17 protein-coding genes are annotated in these 18,837 nt (G+C 62.9%); 2 read left to right on the forward strand and 15 right to left on the reverse strand.

Translation table 11 applies throughout. From position 1 onward, the window contains the following. The 12 genes from DFR38_RS21915 to DFR38_RS16855 form a co-directional block, all read right to left on the reverse strand. A partial coding sequence (locus tag DFR38_RS21915) for a helix-turn-helix domain-containing protein (protein WP_146215901.1) occupies positions 1 to 120 on the reverse strand: 120 nt, incomplete at its 3' end. Positions 121 to 402: 282 nt separating this feature from the next. Continuing rightward, positions 403 to 1,341 carry a choline ABC transporter substrate-binding protein gene (locus tag DFR38_RS16805; RefSeq protein WP_059287099.1) on the reverse strand — a complete coding sequence of 313 codons (939 nt, stop codon included), beginning with the start codon at positions 1,339 to 1,341 and terminating at the stop codon, positions 403 to 405. A 251-nt stretch (positions 1,342 to 1,592) separates the two neighbouring features. Then, positions 1,593 to 2,579 carry a GlxA family transcriptional regulator gene (locus DFR38_RS16810; RefSeq protein WP_059287098.1) on the reverse strand — a complete coding sequence of 329 codons (987 nt, stop codon included), beginning with the start codon at positions 2,577 to 2,579 and terminating at the stop codon, positions 1,593 to 1,595. 92 nt (positions 2,580 to 2,671) lie between these two features. Continuing rightward, positions 2,672 to 3,538 carry an ABC transporter permease gene (locus tag DFR38_RS16815; protein WP_233170570.1) on the reverse strand — a complete coding sequence of 289 codons (867 nt, stop codon included), beginning with the start codon at positions 3,536 to 3,538 and terminating at the stop codon, positions 2,672 to 2,674. Positions 3,539 to 3,611: 73 nt separating this feature from the next. Then, the gene (locus DFR38_RS16820; RefSeq protein WP_059287097.1) at positions 3,612 to 4,661 is read right to left on the reverse strand and encodes a quaternary amine ABC transporter ATP-binding protein; all 1,050 of its coding nucleotides are present in this window, start codon (positions 4,659 to 4,661) and stop codon (positions 3,612 to 3,614) included. 767 nt (positions 4,662 to 5,428) lie between these two features. After that, the gene (locus tag DFR38_RS16825; RefSeq protein WP_059287096.1) at positions 5,429 to 6,538 is read right to left on the reverse strand and encodes an FAD-binding oxidoreductase; all 1,110 of its coding nucleotides are present in this window, start codon (positions 6,536 to 6,538) and stop codon (positions 5,429 to 5,431) included. Between the two features lie 172 nt (positions 6,539 to 6,710). Beyond that, positions 6,711 to 7,976 (reverse strand): aromatic ring-hydroxylating oxygenase subunit alpha, encoded by a 1,266-nt coding sequence (locus DFR38_RS16830; protein ID WP_059287100.1) that lies wholly within the window; start codon positions 7,974 to 7,976, stop codon positions 6,711 to 6,713. Positions 7,977 to 8,057: 81 nt separating this feature from the next. Continuing rightward, on the reverse strand, positions 8,058 to 8,804 hold the full coding sequence (locus DFR38_RS16835) for an electron transfer flavoprotein subunit beta (protein ID WP_110313655.1): 747 nt from the start codon (positions 8,802 to 8,804) through the stop codon (positions 8,058 to 8,060). After that, positions 8,801 to 9,907: an FAD-binding protein gene (locus tag DFR38_RS16840; RefSeq protein ID WP_110313656.1), complete on the reverse strand. Its 1,107-nt coding sequence runs from the start codon at positions 9,905 to 9,907 to the stop codon at positions 8,801 to 8,803. Before DFR38_RS16840 ends, DFR38_RS16835 begins: the two co-directional genes overlap by 4 nt. Before the next feature lie 61 nt (positions 9,908 to 9,968). After that, a complete protein-coding gene (locus tag DFR38_RS16845) occupies positions 9,969 to 11,858 on the reverse strand; it encodes a DUF3483 domain-containing protein (RefSeq protein WP_110313657.1) in 1,890 nt (629 codons plus the stop codon). A 1-nt stretch (position 11,859) separates the two neighbouring features. Then, positions 11,860 to 13,920, reverse strand: a complete 2,061-nt coding sequence (locus DFR38_RS16850) for an NADH:flavin oxidoreductase (RefSeq protein WP_110313658.1) — start codon at positions 13,918 to 13,920, stop codon at positions 11,860 to 11,862. Between the two features lie 15 nt (positions 13,921 to 13,935). Then, on the reverse strand, positions 13,936 to 14,469 hold the full coding sequence (locus DFR38_RS16855) for a DUF5943 domain-containing protein (protein ID WP_059285251.1): 534 nt from the start codon (positions 14,467 to 14,469) through the stop codon (positions 13,936 to 13,938). Positions 14,470 to 14,795: 326 nt separating this feature from the next. Here DFR38_RS16855 and DFR38_RS21455 point away from each other — a divergent pair, with 326 nt between their 5' ends. Both DFR38_RS21455 and DFR38_RS16865 read left to right on the forward strand, forming a co-directional pair. After that, entirely contained in the window at positions 14,796 to 14,951 is a 156-nt protein-coding gene (locus DFR38_RS21455; RefSeq protein WP_193394271.1) for a hypothetical protein, read from the forward strand. A gap of 127 nt (positions 14,952 to 15,078) precedes the next feature. Beyond that, positions 15,079 to 16,011, forward strand: a complete 933-nt coding sequence (locus DFR38_RS16865; RefSeq protein WP_146215999.1) for an alpha/beta hydrolase — start codon at positions 15,079 to 15,081, stop codon at positions 16,009 to 16,011. Between the two features lie 34 nt (positions 16,012 to 16,045). On the opposite strand, the gene DFR38_RS16870 is transcribed toward DFR38_RS16865, so the two are convergent. From DFR38_RS16870 to DFR38_RS16880, 3 genes are all read right to left on the reverse strand, one after another. Then, a complete protein-coding gene (locus tag DFR38_RS16870; protein ID WP_059285249.1) occupies positions 16,046 to 16,891 on the reverse strand; it encodes a glycine betaine ABC transporter substrate-binding protein in 846 nt (281 codons plus the stop codon). A 194-nt stretch (positions 16,892 to 17,085) separates the two neighbouring features. Continuing rightward, the gene (locus tag DFR38_RS16875; protein ID WP_059285248.1) at positions 17,086 to 18,057 is read right to left on the reverse strand and encodes a dipeptidase; all 972 of its coding nucleotides are present in this window, start codon (positions 18,055 to 18,057) and stop codon (positions 17,086 to 17,088) included. 112 nt (positions 18,058 to 18,169) lie between these two features. After that, positions 18,170 to 18,826 (reverse strand): sarcosine oxidase subunit gamma, encoded by a 657-nt coding sequence (locus DFR38_RS16880; protein ID WP_059285247.1) that lies wholly within the window; start codon positions 18,824 to 18,826, stop codon positions 18,170 to 18,172. Positions 18,827 to 18,837: the final 11 nt, after the last annotated feature.

Below are 18,837 nucleotides of genomic sequence, written 5' to 3' on the forward strand. Positions count from 1 at the left end.
AATCGTGCTGGGAGCCCGGTGCAATGCCTTTGCAATGGCCCTGGCACTCTCTCCCTGCTGTTTCATTGCCATGATGAACCCGCGTTCTTCGGCACTGAGGTGCTCATAAGTTCTTTGCATGCAACAACTTAACCTTTAATTGGTTGGTGTTGCACTTAGCTCTTGAAACCGCCGTACTTTCTTTTTTGGCGAAGCAAAAGAAAGTACCTCGCCGGCGGGGCGAGACCCGCGAAGTTGTATTTGTCTTTGCTTTTCGATGGTTTTCTTGATGCACAAAGGACAAACATCCGCTCACGCGGATGATAAGAACACCTGTCGGAGCTGCCATAGGCTGCACACCCGCCTCCCCAGCAAAAAGCCCCGACCAGAGCCAGGGCTTTCAAAGGTGCGCTACCGATTAAATCAGTGACCCAGTGCCTTGTTCACCGCAGCCAGGCCAGGCTTGCCATCCAGCGTGGTGACACCAGCCAGCCAGGTTTTCAGGATGTCCGGGTTCTTCTTCAGGTAATCACGCGCAGCGGTTTCCGGCTTCACCTTGTCCATGATCGGACCCATCACGCGGTTTTCGATGCTGGTGGTGAAGTGCAGGTTATGCAGCAGCTTGCCCACATTCGGACAGCGGGTTTCGTAATCCGGGCTGATGGCGGTGAACACCTTGGCTTCACCCAGGTTGGGGCCGAATACATCGTCGCCGCCGGTCAGGTAGGCCATCTTGTATTTCACGTTCATCGGGTGCGGTTCCCAGCCCAGGAACACCACCCACTTTTTCTGGCGGATGGAGCGTTCCACTTCGGCCAGCATGCCGGCCTCACTGGATTCCACCATCTTGAAACCAGCCAGGTTGAACTGGTTTTTCTTGATCATGCCGTCGATCAGCAGATTGCCGTCATTACCCGGTTCGATGCCGTAGATCTTGCCATCCAGCTTGTCCTTGAACTTGGCAATGTCCTTGAAATCCTTCAGGCCACCGGCAGCCACGTAGTCCGGCACTGCCAGCGTGTACTTGGCGCCCACCAGGTTGGGGGTATCCAGCACCTTGATCTGGCCGGCCTTGACGAAGGGCTCGATCACCGGGGTCATGGACGGGTTCCAGTAGCCCAGAAACACGTCGATCTGCTTGCTCTTGATGCCGGAAAAGGTAATGGGCACCGAGGCAATGGTGGTGGTCGGCTTGTAGCCCAGGCCTTCCAGCACCACGCTGGCCATGCCGGTGGTGGCGGCGATATCGGTCCAGCCGACATCGGCGAAACGGACATTGCGGCATTGCGCCGGGTCATTGGCCAGCGCACTGCCACAGGCAGCCAGCAAGAGCGAACCCAGCATCAGCTTGCGAATTTTCATTACACCACTCCCGTATAAATGTTTTGATCAACCCGGTGACAGGATTGCCGTGCCAACACAAGGGTGTTGGTCGCGGAGAACAGGTGGAAAACCAAGGTCTTACACAGGGTCAAGATTGCCATGTGCGACAAGGACTAGTTGCGCCAGCACGACCGCCACTTGCATCAATGCGCCGTAGAAAAAAAACCAGCCCTGCAAGGAGTAACAGAGCTGGCTGTGCGCACAAGCTGCCGGTTTTGCCGCCCGGCGGCTCAGGCAATGACGGCGGAGTCCACCAGATACTGCTGGCGCTCGCGGCTGGGCGGGTAGCCGAACAGGCCGCGGTAGGATTTGGAAAAGTGCGAGGACGACAGGAAACCACAGGCCACGGTGACTTCCATCACGCTCATATTGGTTTGCAGCAACAGCTCGCGCGCGCGGCGCAGGCGCAGGTCCAGGTAGTACTGCGCCGGGGTGGTGTTGAGATAACGCTTGAACAGGCGCTCCAGGTGACGCAGCGACACGCCCAGTTCATCCGCCAGATTCTCTAGCGAGCGCGGGTTTTCGATATTGCTTTCCATCGACAGCGCAGCGTCCACCAGCGTTTCGTGGCCGGTGCCGATACGCGCCAGCAGCGGAATGTGCTGGCGGTCGCCATTGTCGCGCAGGCGGTCGACGATGAACTGCTCGGACACGTCCGCCGCCAGGCTCTTGCCGCCCTTGTGGCGGATCAGGTGACACATGAAGTCCAGCGGCGCGGTGCCGCCACTACAGGTAAAGCGGTCGCGGTCCAGCACGAACAGATCGGAAGTGAACTTGGTTTTGGGGAATTCCTCGCTGATGGACAGCAGGTTTTCCCAGTGGATGGCACAGCGGTAGCCATTGAGCACCCCGGCCTTGGCCAGGGCGAAGGTGCCGGTGCAGATGGCACCCAGCGGCACACCCTGGGCGGCAAAACGGCGGATGACGGAAATGGTTTTGTCGTCCACCGCTTCGCGCACCTGCCAACCGCCACAGACAATCAGCATGTCGTATTGCTGCGGGGCTTCGGGTGCGGTGATGGGAGAGAGTTCCAGACCATTGCTGGCGGCGACCGGCTGGCCATCGGCCGACAGCAGGCTCCAGCGATACAACTTCTTGCGTGACAGATAATTGGCCATGCGCAGCGGCTCCACGGCATTGGAGAAGGCGATCATGGAAAATCTGTCGAGCAAGAGGAAACCAATATGCGACAACGATGCGATTTGTTGCGGACCCATGGTGACCTCGGCATGTGATGTGTGTTGATCTGTTTTTGTATGAAGGTGGCCGCAGCGGTGTGGCCGCGGCCCGGCGGGTGGCTCAACTGCCACTAGCTGCCCTGCTCGGCCGCCCGTGTGGTGGGCGTATGGCCGAAACTCTCGGTAATGCGGTCCAGGATGATGGCAAGCAACACCACCGCCAGGCCGCTTTCAAAACCCAGGCCCACATCCAGCCGCTGGATACTGGCCAGTACGTCGTTGCCCAGGCCGCCCGCTCCCACCATGGAGGCAATGATCACCATGGACAGCGCCATCATGATGGTCTGGTTGACCCCGGCCATGATGGAGGGCAGCGCGATGGGCAGCTGCACCTTGAACAAGAGCTGCCAGGAGGTACAGCCAAAGGCATGGCCGGCTTCCACCTGCTCCTTGTTCACCATGCGGATGCCCAGGCTGGTCAGGCGCACGGCCGGCGGTACGGCAAACACCACGGTGGCCAGAATCCCCGGCACCCGGCCCAGGCCAAAGAACATGGCGGCCGGAATCAGGTAGACAAAGGCCGGCATGGTCTGCATGAAGTCCAGTACCGGGCGTACCAGCATGCCCACCAGCTTGTTGCGCGCACACCAGATCCCCACCGGCACCCCCAGCAGCAGGCTGACACAGGTGGCGGACAGGGTCAGCGCCAGCGTGGCGATGGTCTGGCCCCAGAAGCCGGTGGCCCAGATCAGGCCCAGTGCGGCACAGACAAACAGCGCGAACTTCCAGCCCAGCCGCCAGAAACCGACGGCGGCGAAAATCGCCCCCATCACCAGCGGCGGAATGCCCAGCAACAGGAATTCCACCATGGTGGCAAACCAGTCGATGGTGTTGCCGATGGCGTCGAAGGCCCCGGCGTTGTGGTCCAGCATGAAATGAATGACCTTGTTGACCCAGTCGCCAATCGGCAACATGTCTTGCGTGCTGATATCAGCCATGACGGCGTACTCCTTCGCTGCGGCTCACACACCATCCCGGCACGGGGATGGCAGGGTGCGCCTGTTGTCCTGTTCAGTGGGTGGCGGTGCTTTGCAGGCGGTGCTGGGAAATCTTGCTCAGCACGCTGCTGGGCGTGATCAGCCCCAGGCACTGGCCCTGATCGTCGCGTACCTGCAAGGGTTCGCTCTGCCCCAGCAGCTGTTGCAACACATCAGGCAGGCTGCAGGACGGCGGCACATGCAGGCCGGGCCGGCCGGCGTGCGGCGGATTGGCCACTTCGATCAGGTCCTTGGCTTGCAGGTAGCGCGAGGTGTCCACGCTCTTGAAGAAGTTGCGCACGTAGTCGTCGGCCGGGTTTTCGATGATTTGCTGCGGCGTGCCCACCTGCACCAGGCGGCCGCCTTCCATGATGGCGATGCGGGTGCCGATGCGCAGGGCCTCTTCCAGATCATGCGACACAAAGAAAATGGTGCGGCGCTGTTCGCGCTGCAGGTCGAGCAGGATGTCCTGCATTTCCGCCCGTTTGAGCGGATCCAGCGCCGAAAACGCCTCGTCCATCAGCATCAGCGAGGGGTTGACCGCCAGTGCACGCACCAGGCCCACCCGCTGCTGCATGCCGCCGGACAACTCGTGCGGATACTTGTGGGCAAACGGGGCCAGGCCCACTTGCTCCAGCACCTCCATGCCACGCGCTTCGCGGGTTTTGCGGTCCACGCCGGAAATCTCCAGGCCGAAAGCCGCGTTGTCCAGCACCGAGCGGTGCGGCATCAGGGCAAAGCTCTGGAACACCATGCTCATGTCGCGGCGGCGCAGTTCCACCAGTTGCTTGTAATTGAACTTGGTGATGTCCTGGCCATCCAGGATGATCTGGCCGTCGGTCGGGTCCATCAGGCGGTTGATCAGGCGGATCAGGGTGGACTTGCCGGAGCCGGACAGGCCCATCAGCACGAAGATCTCGCCCTCTTCCACTGCAAACGACACGTCGTTGACCCCCACGACGCTGCCGGTTTTCTTGAAAATATCATCCTTGTGCTCGCCGGACTTCAGCATGCGCATGACGTCCGCGGACTTCCCTCCGAATACCTTGTAGAGGTTCTTCACCACTATCTTGGCCGACTGCATTGTCTCTTCTCCTTCGTAGCGATCGCACGCTGGCCCTGTCCTGCTGCCTGCTCCATTCACCGCTGTCCGGGGTACTGGAATCTTGTGCAACAGGAAGTCATCCATCGTGTCCGGCACGGCAGCGCTGCTGCCGGCCAGTACTGTGGTCTACCCGGATGCGTCGTGCCTTGCTCCGGGCCATCTCATACATGCGTGCCAGGCTGGCCTGGCAGACCGGTGTGGGCCGCAGCGTGCTTGCTGCGCGCTGTCTGCGGCCCATCCGGCCTGTCGTCTATTCCCCATGGCCGTCACCCGTGCGACAGGTGCTGCCGCGAGCGGGTGCAACGCGGCAAGCAGATACCTGGCAACAGCCAGCCGGGCATCTTTTGCGCAGCAGACGATTTCGAAGAATATTTAATGTAAATCAAGGCTCACCTTAGGGAGTTAGTGGTATTCAAAATAACCGCATTCCGACATCAAGCTGTCTTGAAACGACATCAGGTCGAAAAATGACAATTCTTTATCCCCGCTAGCAAAATCAAGCCCTTGGCCGCCCACAGATAGGCATCAAGTAGCGCTGATAGCTGTCGTAAAAAAACAGCAACATTGCTGTTTCCGCCAGCCGCCCGCCGGTGAATGGCACTGACGCAATGCAGCAAATCGCCCGCCCAGAGCAGGCTGCGCAGCTAAAAGGTGATTAGCAAGAAAAATGCCTGCTATCGCAATGACAGACAGGCATCAAGGGAGCCACACGGCGGACCTGCCGGGGGAGCAGGCCCAGGGGAAAATCAACGATCCACCACCAGATCACTCAGTGGTTTACTACAGCACGGCAGGAAATAGCCCTGATCCACCTCGCGCTGGCGGATGCCACCTTCGTGCTGCATGTCCACCTTGCCTTCCAGCAATCTGGTCTTGCAGGTGCCGCACACGCCACGGGTGCAGGACGCCGGCAGGCGCATGCCCTTGGCCAGCGCCGCCGCCAATACCGTTTGCCCAGGGGCGACTGACAAGTCATCCCCCATCTTGGCAAAGTGCACATTAAAGCCGCCGCCCTCGCAGCTGGCGGAGATTTCGTCTACGGCTGCATCCGGCGGCGCGGCATTCAGCTCGGCAAAATTGAAGCTCTCTTCGTGGTAGTGCTGCATGTCAAAACCACAGTCCTGCAGCAGCTGCCGTACCGAGGCCATATAGGGCGCCGGGCCGCAGCAGAACACCTGGCGCGCCATCAGGTCCGGCACCATGTGCAGCAGGCGCGCGGCGTCCAGCCGGCCGGTAAAGCCCGGCCATTCCGGCTCGCCCTGGCGGTTTTCACAGACAATGGCCTGGCTGAAGGTGGGATGGCTGCTGGCCAGCTGCGCCAGTTCCTTGCGGAAAATGATGTCGCGCGGCGAGCGCGCACTGTGGACAAACACGATGTCCGCGCCGCTGGCCAGGTCGGTCAGCGCCCGGCTCATCGACATCAGCGGGGTGATGCCGCTACCGGCCGACAGGAACAGATACGGCGTGCTGGCATGGCGTACATAGGTGAATTCGCCGGACGGCCCCAGCACATCCAGCTGCATGCCGGGACGCAGGGTGTCATGCAACCAGCCGGACACCACGCCACCGGGTATGCGCTTGACGGTGATGCTGACCCGGTCTGGCCGCGTGGGGCTGGAGGACAGGGTGTAGCAGCGGTTGACGCTCTCCCCGTTGATGTCCAGCTCCAGCGTGATGAACTGGCCGGGCTGGTAATGAAAGCGGCGTGGCGGTTCGGCCCGGAACACAAAGGTTTTGACGTCGTGGGTTTCCTCACGCACCTGCACGCATTGCAGCGTGCTGTCTTCGCCCGGCTGCCACCACGGCAGGTCGGCGGCTTGCGGGTGGGTATCCGGATGTGTGTTGACGCTGCTCATGGCGATTCCTTTGCTGACTGGCTGATCGCCCGTTGGCGGGCTGTTGCTGTAAGACCCGATAACAAAACCCCCGCGCCCCGGGTTCTCTACGCGGTTTTGTTAGCGGTTCTATGAGTGGCAGGCCGCGCCAGGCAGCCCGCCGTTTGCTACAAGTCTGATGCAAATAACGGGATCAACCCTGCTCCAGCCCAGCCCCCAGGCGGCCGATATACCAGTTGGTGAATTTCTCCACCAGCTCTTCGGTATACGGCGAATACGGGCCGGGGCGGTAGGCGCTGCTGTTGACGCCCACTTGCGACTCTTCCACCAGATGGCGGTCCTGGCCGTTGGTGGCATTCCATACGCGGGTGAGGTTGGCCACGTCGTAATCCACGCCTTCCACTGCGTCCTTGTGCACCAGCCACTTGGTGCGCACCAGGGTGGTGTCCGGAGTCAGCGGCAGCACGGTGAAGGTGACGATGTGGTCGGCCATGAAGTGGTGCCAGGAGTTGGGCTGCGTCCAGAAGGACAGGCCACCGGAGTCGGCATCCTTGATGTCGCCCAGCAGCTTCTTGCAGGCTGCGCCGGTGTCCATGGTTTGCGACTGGCCCTTGCGGTCCAGCGGCATGCGCATGGTGCGGAAGCCGGATACATCGGACAGCTTTTCGATTTCCGCCGACGGCAGGCCACAGGCCTCCCAGCGCGCATGGCTGTCCTTGACGATTTTTTCATAGTTGGCCAGGCCCGCGGCCAGTTCGGCCTTGGGCGCAAAGCCGTAGCTGTAGGCATACAGCGAGATGGTCAGCTCGGGATGGTTGCCGGTGCAGTGGTAGCACTCGCGGTTGTTTTCCATCGTCAGCTTCCAGTTGCCCGCCTCGATGATGTCGATCTGGGCGGCCACCTTGGTGTTTTCAATCTGGTGCGGGGCGATATAGGGGCCCATCTGCTCCAGCATCTGGTCGATGTCGGCCGGCGGCTCGTCGGCCAGGCAGACAAACAGCAGGCCCTCCAGATTCTTCAGATGCACCGGTTTCAGGCTGTGATGCGACAGGTCGAAGCCTTCGGGCATGTGGTCGGCAAAAATCAGCTTGCCGGCCAGGTTGTAGGTCCACTGGTGATAAGGACAGACCAGATTGCCCACCGAACCTTTTTCATCGGCGCACAGGCGCGAGCCACGGTGGCGGCAGACATTGTGGAAAGCCTTGATCTGCATGTCGTCGTCACGCAGGATCAGGATGGGTTCCTTGCCGATTTCCACGGTGACATAGTCGCCCGGTTCGGGGATTTCCGCCGCCACCGCCACATAGATCCAGTGACGCTGGAAGATGTATTTGAGGTCGGCCTCGAACACTTCCTGCGAATTGTAAAACGGCGCTTCCAGGCTGTGGCCCGGCTGGCGGCGGGCGACCAGCTCGCGCAGTTTGTGCACCGGCTGGAAGGTAATGGCGCTTTCTTGCATTTCACTCATCTCCAAACAAGTCTTGGTTGGCATCCTGCTAGCCGGTGGGTGGGGTGCTGGTCGGATGCGGCGGGGTTGTTGTCAGAAATCGACGAGTTGATGTTGCCTGAGGTAATCCAGCACAACTTGCGCTTTCTCGACAGAATCACCCTGTTTTACGACCACGCCGGCAGCCTTGGCATCGCCCCCGGCAATGGCACCTTGCATGCGGGCATGACCACTGACCTTGCTGGCGGCCACCAGCGCGCGCGCACGGCGGGAAGGCTCCAGCACCACCGGGGCCAAAGCCGCGCCAGTAGCGGCTTTGCGGCGGATTTTCCCCTGTTGCAGCCGCGCATAACTCCAGCCCGGCGCAGTGGCGGCACGCGGGTTGACGCTGGCCACCAGCGGCAGGCTGGCCTGCAAGGTGCGCCGCACGCCCTTGGGCAGCGCCTGCACCGCCCGCCATTGCCGGTCGGATTTGGACAAGTCCAGCACATCCGGCAGCAAGGCTGCGCCCAGTTGCTCGGCCAATTGGTAAGGCAGCAGGCCGGAACCATCACCACCTCCGGAACGGGCACCACACAACACCATGTCGACACCCTGCAAGGCCGAGCCCAGCGCAGACAGCACATCGCTGTCCGGGCTCAGGTTCAGGCTGTGGATCGTGCCGGCACCGCGCGCCAGATAATCGGCCAGCGCGGCATCGTCGGCAGCACCGGCATACCAGACTTGCAGCTCACCGGGCAGGCGCTGTGCCAGGGCCAGGGCGGCCAGATCGGCCTCGCCGGCACAGGGACGGCCGCTGACCGGATGCACGGCGGGGGAAACCAGGACGGCTATTTTCATACTTGCTTCTCCTTGCGCTCACGCCGCACCAGTTGTTCAAACGCACTGATGAAGGACTGGCAGTCGTCGATGATGCTGAGGTCGGCCCGCTTGATCATGGGGGCGGCGGCATCCAGGTTCACCGCAATCACATGGCGGCAGGACTTGATGCCCTGCAGATGCTGTACCGCCCCGGAGATGCCCAGCGCGATATAGGCACTGGCCTGCACCGTCTTGCCGGTGGCACCCACCTGCTTGTCGCGGGTGAAACGGCCATCGTCCACCGCCACGCGCGAGGCGCCCACCGCCGCGCCCAGCGCTTCGGCCAGCGCCAGAAAGCCCGGCACATTGCTGACGCCATTCCCGGCGGACACGATCAGGTCGGCCTCTTCCAGTGCCAGCTCGGAGGCCGGACTGGCGGCACTGCCCAGGTCCTGCACCTGTTCGCTGACGGCTGGCAAGGCAGCGCTTTGCAGCCGCTCGCCCTTGCCGACAAAAGGCAGTTTGGCTTCGGCCACGCCACGCGCCAGCAACAGCAGCTGGGCACGTTCACGCAGGCTGAAACCGGCACCGGGCTGGCGACGGCGCACACCATCGGCGGCGATTTCCACCACATCGGTCACCACCGACAGCCGGGCGCGACAGGCCAGACGGCGGCCCAGGTCGGCATCTTCGCCACGGTCGGCAAACAGCACGGTATGCGGGCTTTCCTGCTGCAACAGTTGTTGCAGCAAGGCCAGTTTCTGTTCCGGCGCATAGCCGGGGTCGGCCACGGTCAGGGCGCGGTCTACCGCCAGCTCGGCCAGTGCTTCCGGCGCAGCATCTTCCATGCCGTACAGCAAGGCCAGCACTTCACCGTCCTTGCCCGCCAGAATGGCGGCGGCGGCAATGGCTTCGCGCGCGGCATCATCCAGCTGGCCGCGCTCGGCATGGGCTACCACCAGCAGACGCTGGTTGAACGGCCCGTTACTGCGCAGCGGCTTGTGGGCCGGGCCGTGAGCCAGCATGGCGGCGTCGCGGCTGCCGCTGTCATCGCCCAGCACAATGCGCTTGAGGCCGCTGGGCCCCAGCACCCACGGGCGACGCGGGTCGATGCGCGGAATGGCCTGGGTAGAAAAATCCATCACTTTCTCCTTGTAAGCAGCAGCGGACGGGGCAAAGTCTGTGCTTCGGCCCCGGCTCGCCTCAGGCCAGGCGTTCGGCCACCAGTTCGGCCAGTTCGATCACGTCTGCCCGCTCACCCACCACGCCTTCCAGCATGGCCGTGCAATTGGGGCAGGCCACCGCCACCCGGCCGGTGCCGGTTTCGCGGATGTCATCCATGCGCATGTCGGGAATACGACGCTGGCCGGGAATATCGGTAAAGGCCGCGCCACCACCCCAGCCGCAGCAGCGGGCATCGCGCCCGGAGCGCTGCATGTCCACCACTTTGATGCCAATGCCCTTGAGTACATTGCGCGGCGCATTGAAGCCATCGTTGTAACGGCCCAGATAGCAGGGGTCGTGGAAGGTGAGCGGCGGCAGCGGCGTGGCATCGGCCTTCAGCGGAATGGCACGGCGCGCCAGCAGGTGTTCCAGCAGCTTGCTGTGGTGCCACACCTCGAACTGGCCACCGAAGGCCGGATATTCATTGGCCAGGCAGTGGAATACATGCGGGTCCGGCGTGACGATGCGGTCAAAACGGTATTGCGCCAGCGTGGCGATATTGGCCTTGGCCAGCCGCTGGAAACCGGCTTCGTCGCCCAGACGGCGCGCCACGTCGCCGCAGTCGCGCTCGGCTGCGCCCAGCACCGCCACTTTCACGCCAGCGGCTTTCAGTACTTTCACCAGCGCGCGCAATGCACGCTGGTAACGCATGTCGAAAGCGCCCTCACCGGCCAGCAGCAGCCATTCGGTTTGATCGCCCGGCTGCAGCACCGGCAGGTCCAGATCAATCGCCCAGTGGTAACGCACCGCCAGCGGGTAGCCGCCCACGGTGTCGGTATTGCGCAGATTGGCCAGCGCCTCGCTGCCCTTGCCCGGCACTTCGCCACGGCTGAGGGTGACGTGACGACGCAGGTTGACCACGGTGTCCACGTGCTCGATCAGCATCGGACAGTTTTCCACGCAGGCCCGGCAGGTGGTGCAGGACCACAGCGTTTCTGCCGCCAGCACGCTGCCGACGATGTCCTCGCCCGGCTTCACCACCACAGCCGCCTCGCGGCCCGGATGCGGGTTGCCGGCGTAGGCCGGGTCGGTGCCACGGCTTTGCGCTGCCACCATGTCCTGGATCAGCTTTTTCGGGTTGAGCGGCTGACCGGCGGCATAGGCCGGACAGGCGGCCTCGCACTTGCCGCACTGCACACAGGCGTCAAAGGACAGCAGACGGTTCCAGGCGAAGTCCTCCACCTTGGCCACACCCAGCTCGCCCGCGGCCAGATTCAACGGCTTGAGGTCGGAGGATTTGCCGGCAAAGCGTTCGGCACGCGGATGGAAAGCCAGATGCAGCAGGCCGGCCACCGCATGTTTCATCGGCCAGCCCAGGCCAATGCCCAGCGCCAGCTCGGCACCGCCCAAGGCCAGCATCAGCAGCGCCGCAACAGCAATCAGCTGCCCGGCCATGCCCATCTGCGGCCCGGCAAACAGCAGGCCGGCGGCCAGCAAGCTGCCCAGCGCAAACAGGCGCAGGCGGGCGGGCAAGACTTGCCAGCGGCCTTGCGACAGCCGTGGCGGGGCTTGCAGGCGTCGCGCCTGCATCATGCGCGCCCCCAGCAGCATCACCGCGGCCATCAGCACCAGCAGCACGTCCAGCCAGCCCTGGTACAGCATCAGGCCGTAGTTGAGCGCCGACAGCAGCAGGATGGCCACGCCACCACCGGCTGCCGCCACGTGGGCACGGGCCACGGCGGGCTCGCGCGCCACCACGTGGTGGATATCGACAAAATAGCGTTTGGGCATGGCCAGAAGGCCAAGCCAGGACACACTGGCGCTGTGCCCCTGCTGCCACAGGCTGGCGCGTCTGGCCAGGCCACCCAGTAGCAGGAGCGCACCCAGCCAGAACAGTCCGGTCAGGGCATGGGCAAGGGAGAAGCTCATGTCAGAAATCCTTCACCAGACGCAGGGCGTCGTAGATGGCACCGTGGATGTTGTGCATGGAAATGCAGTCACCCACGCGGAACAGCAAAAACTCACCCGCCGCCAGCGGCTGCGACAGGGAAGGCTGCGGCTGCGAAGCAAACAGGGTGTGGACATCGGTCTGGCCCTGGTTCTTCGACAGCTCCTTCATGTCCCAGTACAGGCTGTCATTGGGCAGGATGCCGTTTTCGATCACCACCTGATCCACCGCCCGTTCTTCCAGCGCCTCGGTGTATTCGTTGCGCAGCACGGCGATTTTCTTGTCGCCCTCGGCATACACCTTGTCCAGCCAGAAATTGGGGGTGGGGATGATGCCTTGTGCATACAGGCGACGGTAGAAAATGGGGAAAGTGGTACCGCCGGTGTCGTCGCCCACTTTTACGTCCGGGGTGACGATTTCCACCGTGCTGCCACGGCTGGACAGGAAGTCGGCCACCCCGAAACCGGCCTGGGTGCTGACGGCGTCATACACCAGCACGTTTTTGCCCGGTTCCACCTTGCCGGACAGGATGTCCCAGCTGCTGACCGCCACGCCCTCTTCCACGCCCCAGTCCGGCACCTGGCTGGTATAGGGAATACCGCCGGTGGCCAGCACCACGATGTCCGGTTTTTCCGCCAGAATCATCGCCTTGTCGGCGGCCACGCCCAGACGGCGATCCACCCCCAGACGCTGGGTTTCCATGTCCAGCCAGCGCACGATGCCGGCCATCTGTTCGCGCTGCGGGGCCTTGGCGGCGAGTACGATCTGCCCGCCTACCTGCGGCTGTTTCTCGAACAGCACCACTTCATGGCCACGCTCGCGCGCCACGCGGGCGGCTTCCAGCCCGGCCGGGCCGGCACCCACTACCACCACCTTGCGCAGCTTGTCGGCCTTGGCAATATCGTGTGGCATGGTGGCTTCGCGGCTGGTGGCGGCATTCTGGATGCACAGCACATCCTGGCCGTGATACTGGCGGTCGATGCAGTAGTTGGCCCCCACGCACTGGCGGATCTGGTCTTCCTTGCCATCGCGGATCTTGATCACCAGATGCGGGTCGGCAATATGGGCGCGGGTCATGCCCACCATGTCCACCATGCCGCTGGCCAGAATGCGCTCGGCCTGCACCGGGTCGCGAATGCTTTGCGCGTGCATCACCGGCACCTTGGACACCGACTTGATGCCGGCAGCCAGATGCACAAACGGCTCTGGTGGCAAGGCCATCGGCGGCATGCAGTTGGCCAGGGTGTTGTGGGTGTCGGCCCCGGACCCCACTACCGACAGGTAGTCGATCAGCCCGGTTTCCGACATCGCTGCGGCAATGTCCTTCAGCATGTCGTGGCTGAGGCCGTCTTCGTGGAATTCGTCGCCGCACATGCGCAGGCCGACGCAGAAATCCGGGCCCACTTCGGCCCGCACCGCATTGAGCACCTCCACGCCAAAGCGCAGGCGGTTTTCAAAGCTGCCGCCCCATTCGTCGGTGCGGAAGTTGGTGCGCGGGCTCCAGAACTGGTCGATCAGGTGCTGGTGGGCGGCGGAAATCTCGATGCCGTCCATGCCGGCGGCCTTTACCCGGCGCGCAGCCTGGGCAAAGTCGGCAATGATGCGGCGGATTTCATGCTGCTCGATCACCTTGGCATTGCCACGGTGCACCGGCTCGCGAATGCCGGACGGGCTGACCAGATGCGGCCAGTGCTCGCCGTAATAGCTGGAGCGGCGGCCCATGTGGGTGGCCTGGATCATGATCTTGGCGCCGTGGCGGTGCATGGCCTCGGCCAGGCGTGCCAGCGGGTCGATGATGGCGTCGGTGGCCAGGTTCACCGATTTCCACCAGCTTTGCGGGCTGTCGATGGACACCGGGCTGGAACCGCCACAAATGGCCAGGCCCAGGCCGCCCTTGGCCTTTTCTTCGTAATAGCGGATGTAACGGTCGCCGGGCAGGCCGCCCGGCTCGGCATACACCTCGGCATGCGCGGTGCTCACCACGCGGTTGCGCAGCGTGAGCTTGTTAAGGGTAATGGGCGCAAACAGGTGCGGATAGCGCATGGGGCGACTCCCGGCTTACAAGGGATGAACGGTGAAAATGCAGTAGTCGGCCCCCAGGCCGGCACACTGGCTTTCGCGGCTGACGGTGCGGTAGTCATGGCCCAGGTTTTCGCCCACCCAGTCCATGGCACCGGCAAACCAGCCGGCAAACAGGTAGCAGGCCATGTGTTCGCTCTGCGGTGCACCGGCCACGCCCTGCGCCAGCACGAAACAGGAGTTGTCCAGGCGGATGCTGGCATTGCCGGTGCTTTCATCGGCCTCGATAAAGCTGAACTGACCCCAGCCACGCTGCGACAGGCGGGACAGATAGTGTTCGAACACCGCCATGCCGGTCAGGCCGTGGGTTTGCGCCTCGCTGCCGCACCAGAAATGGGCGGAGCGATAACCGGCTTCGTACAGCGAATCGGCATACACCCGGCGGCCCAGTGCCGCCTCGATGGCCAGATGATTGTTGATGAAGAAATGGCGCGGCACATACAGCATGGGCAGGCCGTTGGTGGTCCAGACGCCGGTGTCGGCATCGACGTCGATGGGAAGTTGAGGTTGCATGCCACTCTCCTGAGCAAGATGGGCGAGTCTGTCCGCCATTGCCTTGCATGGTGCCGGAGGGCATGCGGCGGCGATTCAGCGCTTGCGACAGGTATTTGCCCCATACCGACCAGCCGGTCGCTCCCGGACAAGCCGCGACCGTCAGCCTTGGCCGTGGCAAGCGCTCTTGCTCTAACAAAGAACAGGAAACCGCCAAACAGCGCCGGACACGGCTTGCCGGCATCCGGACAAAAGCTGAAAGTTGCCAAGCATCTTGCACAGGCCGCGGCACCAGCCCGCTCGGCCATGCCGCCACTTTTACCTTTCCCCTGCAACAAGCGCCCGCCATGGGCCCGACAACACGCTTGCGCTATGTCATTGCCGCCACCGCGGCCACCATCCCCCCTGGCCCGACCATGCTGCTGGCACTGCATAACGGTGCCGCCACCCTGGCCAGTCTGGCCAGTGCCCTGAGTCTGTATCGCCGCAGTTCTGCGCAATAAGCGGGTGACTGGGGCCAACGCCAGCAAATTCGGCCAGTCCAAGCCGGCCAGCAATCCGGGCATATTCAACGGTCATGAACCAGCCCGGCCTTGCCGGCTCCTTGCACCCCTACACCTGGTCCAGCCCATGCATACCATTACCGACGACGGCACCCGCTTGTTCATCAGCCGGATAGGCGACCGTGATTGCCCTCCCCTCATCCTGTCGCACGGCACCTTTTCCAATCAGCGCAGCTGTACCCCGCTGGCCCGCCATCTGGCGGCGCTTGGCTGGCAATGCTGGCTGTTTGACTGGCGCGGCCACGGCAGCAGCGCCATGCCACGCCATCCCTATAATTTTGAAACCATTGCCGGGCAGGACGTGGTTGCCATCCTGCGGGCCGTAGAGGAAGAATGCGCCCCGCAACGGCCATTCTGGTTGGGTCATTCCGGCGGAGGGCTGATCGCCAGCCTGTGGCTGGCGCGCCAGGGAGCCGACTGCAGCCGGCTGGCAGGATTGTTATTGCTGGCGGCACAGGCCAGCAGCACCGGCCGGCCCTGGTGGCCGCAATGGCAGATCAGGCTGATGTCCATGCTGCTGCCCTTGCGGCAGCAGATTTCACCGCGCTGGGCCACGGTGGCCAGCGAGGCGGAAAGCAGCCTGCTGTTGCGGCAGTGGTGTCGCTGGAATCTACGCGGTGCAATACGCAGCGCGGATGGTTTCGACTACCAGGCGGCACTGGGCCAGCAAAGCCTGCCGGTACTGGCCCTGGCCGGCGGTGGCGATTGCTTCATCTCGCCGCCTGACGGATGCCGGCACTTGCTGCAAAGCTTTGCCAGCCACGATAAACGCTTTGTGCTGTGCGACCGCGCACATGGCTTTCTGGAAGATTACAGCCACGACCGGCTCTTGCTCTCCAAGAATGCCAAAAACGAAATCTGGCCCTTGCTGGCCAACTGGCTGGAACAGCATGCCGCGCTGTCCCGTGCGCCAGCGCAAGCCGCCGCACGGCAGCACCAGGCCGGCGAACAAGCCACTCGGCCTGGCAGCCGTTTGCTGAGCAATTTCGACAGTGGCTAGCCGGCAGTGGCCGGCCGCCTGCCATCAATACGCGTCAATGCGTCCACTCGTTTACCTTGGCCGGATTGGCCTTGACCCAGCCATCAGCGGCGGCCGCCGGTTTGGCACCGTTTTCCACATCCAGCATCACCTTGCCGATTTCTTCCGGCTTCCAGCGGAATTTCTTCAGGAAGGCCACCACTTCCGGTGCCTTGGTGCTAAGGCCGGGATGGACCACGCTGTCGACATGCTCGGCCTCGCCATAGACTTTCTGCGGGTCATCCAGGAAGCGCAGCTTCCACTTGGCAAACATCCAGTGCGGAATCCAGCCGGTGACGGCAATGGCCTTCTTGCTGTTGATGGAGCGGGCCAGTTCGGCCGCCATGCCGGTACCGGAGCTGGGCAGCAGGGTGTAGTCCAGCTGGTATTTCTTGATGGCTTCTTCGGTTTTCTTCATCACGCCGGCACCGGCATCGATGCCGACGATACGCCCCTGGAAGGCGGCCTTGTTGGCGTTGAGGTCGGCAATGGAATGGGCGGGCACATAATCAGGCACGATCAGGCCGATCCTGGCGCCCGGATAGTTGACGGCAACGTCCACCACCTTGTCCTTGAACTGGCTGTAATACGCCTCGTGGGTGGTGGGCAGCCAGGCCGACAGCGTGGCATCCAGGTCGCCACGCGCCACGCCCTGCCACATGATGCCGGCGGCTACCGGCACCATTTCCACCGGATAGCCCAGCTTGTTGCGAATGATGTTGGCCGCCACATTGGTGGTGGCCACACTATCCGACCAGCCTTCCACATAGCCGATCTTGATGGTGGGCTTGTCAGCCGCCTGGCTACAGAATGGCAGGGCCAGACCAGCCAGCAACAGGGCAAGAAAGTGTCGTTTCAGCATTACGTTCTCCACAGATAGACAGGTTGAATCAAGGATGAACTGCACAGGGCTGCCAGATATGGCGGGCACCTGTTGTTGCGACTGCATGCCCGCTGCCTTGCGGCGCAGGGTTCTTGTGATGGCTTGCTGATAGCGGGCGGCCAGGGAGGGCCGTGGGGCGAAAAAAAGCGGGGCCTTGCGACCCCGCTCAAACACTAACGCCCCCAGACATCTGCAAAGACACGAAGCCAGTTTTCACCCAGGACCTTGCGGATCTTGCCCTCGGACCAGCCGGCCTTTTCCATGGCAGCGGTCAGATTGGGCGTTTCGCCAATGGTGCGGATGCCTTCCGGATTCAGGATGGTGCCAAAGTTGGTCAGGCGGCGATGACGGCCCTTGTCGTGGGTGATCCAGTCAAAGAAGCCCTTGTCATAGCCCTGGGTGAAGTCGGTGCCGTAGCCCACGCAGTCCTCACCCACCAGGTTGATGATGTAGTCCATAGCTTCGACATAGTCGTCCACCGTGGCTTCGATACCGCGCTTGAGGAAGGGCGGGAACATGGTGACACCGATGAAGCCGCCATGGTCGGCGATGAAGCGCAGTTCTTCATCGCTCTTGTTACGCGGGTGTTCCTTCAGGCCGGACGGCAGGCAGTGCGAGTAGCACACCGGCTTTTTGGATTCCAGAATGGCCTCGCGCGAGGTGTTGCCGCCCACATGCGACAGATCCACCATGATGCCCACCCGGTTCATCTCGTTGATCACTTCGCGGCCAAAGCCGGACAGGCCGCCATCGCGCTCGTAGCAGCCGGTGCCCACCAGGTTTTGCGTGTTGTAGCACAGCTGCACCACGCGCACGCCCATGTCGGCAAAGGCTTCGATATAACCCAGATTGTCTTCAAAGGCGTGGGCGTTCTGGAAACCCAGGATGATGCCGGTCTTGCCCTCGGCCTTGGCGCGGCGCACGTCCTCCGTGGTCCGCACCAGGGTGAGGATGTCGCTGTAGTCGCGAATCTGCTTTTTCATCTCCGCGATATTGGCCACGGTGTCCTGAAAGCCTTCCCACACCGACACGGTACAGTTGGCCGCCGACAGGCCGCCACGGCGCATGTCGTCGAATACCTCGCGGCTCCATTTGGCAATGATCAGCCCGTCAATCACCAGCGCGTCCTGATGTAGCGTCGTCATACACGTACTCCCCAACAGCAATGGTTGAAACAGCGGCCGCGGCGGACTGCCCGGCGCGCCGCCGGTAAAAGAATGTGCAGCAGCCATCCATCGGGACGACTGCTGCGAGGGGTCAAGCCAGAATCAGACTGGGCCTGGGCGCGGCCAGCTGGGCAAACAGCGGGTGATCGCTACGCGCTTCCAGCTGGCACACGGCAAAGCCGTAGGGCTGGGCGGCGCGGCGCAGCAGGCGCCACACATAGTCGGCAAAGCTGCGGCGGAACAGCACGAACACGCCGTCGCTATCCAGGCGGATCACCTGCACCGTCGCCTTGCCCAGTATGGTGCTCACCATATGGCCCAGCGGGATGGATTCAAAGTCGTACACCCCCAGGTGGCGCAGCACGGTGATGTGCTCGGTGCCGGAGAGCCAGGCCAGGGTGAGGCCGCCGCTGGAATCCACCGTCTGGGCAAACAGCTGTTGCGCGGCAAAACCGGCATCCAGCTGCGCCGTCCAGTCGGCCAGGCGCTGGCGATGGCTGACCAGCAGCCATTCGTCCGGCGAGGTCCACATCAGCACGCCTTGCGGGCCCTGGCTGACCGCCCCGGCTTTCAACGGCAGGGCGAGGCCGGTGACTTGCTGCACCAGCTGGGCAAAACCGGCTTCGGCGGTGTCTCCGCGCAGCACGGCATAGCCCAGGTGCGGCAGTTCGTTACACCAGATGCGGCCATCGGCACGGCGCGGTTGCGCCTCGGCATCCAGCTTGAAGTGATGGAGCGGCGACTCCATGAATGGTTGGA

The sequence above is a fragment of the Aquitalea magnusonii genome, from assembly GCF_003202035.1.
Taxonomy (GTDB): domain Bacteria; phylum Pseudomonadota; class Gammaproteobacteria; order Burkholderiales; family Chromobacteriaceae; genus Aquitalea; species Aquitalea magnusonii.

Excerpts from the sequence above, each read along its gene's own strand:
- DFR38_RS16805 (WP_059287099.1), bottom strand. The coding sequence starts at position 1,341 with ATGAAAATTCGCAAGCTGATGCTGGGTTCGCTCTTGCTGGCTGCCTGT.
- DFR38_RS16810 (WP_059287098.1), bottom strand. The coding sequence starts at position 2,579 with ATGGGTCCGCAACAAATCGCATCGTTGTCGCATATTGGTTTCCTCTTG.
- DFR38_RS16815 (WP_233170570.1), bottom strand. The coding sequence starts at position 3,538 with ATGGCTGATATCAGCACGCAAGACATGTTGCCGATTGGCGACTGGGTC.
- DFR38_RS16820 (WP_059287097.1), bottom strand. The coding sequence starts at position 4,661 with ATGCAGTCGGCCAAGATAGTGGTGAAGAACCTCTACAAGGTATTCGGA.
- DFR38_RS16825 (WP_059287096.1), bottom strand. The coding sequence starts at position 6,538 with ATGAGCAGCGTCAACACACATCCGGATACCCACCCGCAAGCCGCCGAC.
- DFR38_RS16830 (WP_059287100.1), bottom strand. The coding sequence starts at position 7,976 with ATGCAAGAAAGCGCCATTACCTTCCAGCCGGTGCACAAACTGCGCGAG.
- DFR38_RS16835 (WP_110313655.1), bottom strand. The coding sequence starts at position 8,804 with ATGAAAATAGCCGTCCTGGTTTCCCCCGCCGTGCATCCGGTCAGCGGC.
- DFR38_RS16840 (WP_110313656.1), bottom strand. The coding sequence starts at position 9,907 with ATGGATTTTTCTACCCAGGCCATTCCGCGCATCGACCCGCGTCGCCCG.
- DFR38_RS16845 (WP_110313657.1), bottom strand. The coding sequence starts at position 11,858 with ATGAGCTTCTCCCTTGCCCATGCCCTGACCGGACTGTTCTGGCTGGGT.
- DFR38_RS16850 (WP_110313658.1), bottom strand. The coding sequence starts at position 13,920 with ATGCGCTATCCGCACCTGTTTGCGCCCATTACCCTTAACAAGCTCACG.
- DFR38_RS16855 (WP_059285251.1), bottom strand. The coding sequence starts at position 14,469 with ATGCAACCTCAACTTCCCATCGACGTCGATGCCGACACCGGCGTCTGG.
- DFR38_RS21455 (WP_193394271.1), top strand. The coding sequence starts at position 14,796 with ATGGGCCCGACAACACGCTTGCGCTATGTCATTGCCGCCACCGCGGCC.
- DFR38_RS16865 (WP_146215999.1), top strand. The coding sequence starts at position 15,079 with ATGCATACCATTACCGACGACGGCACCCGCTTGTTCATCAGCCGGATA.
- DFR38_RS16870 (WP_059285249.1), bottom strand. The coding sequence starts at position 16,891 with ATGCTGAAACGACACTTTCTTGCCCTGTTGCTGGCTGGTCTGGCCCTG.
- DFR38_RS16875 (WP_059285248.1), bottom strand. The coding sequence starts at position 18,057 with ATGACGACGCTACATCAGGACGCGCTGGTGATTGACGGGCTGATCATT.
- DFR38_RS16880 (WP_059285247.1), bottom strand. The coding sequence starts at position 18,826 with ATGGAGTCGCCGCTCCATCACTTCAAGCTGGATGCCGAGGCGCAACCG.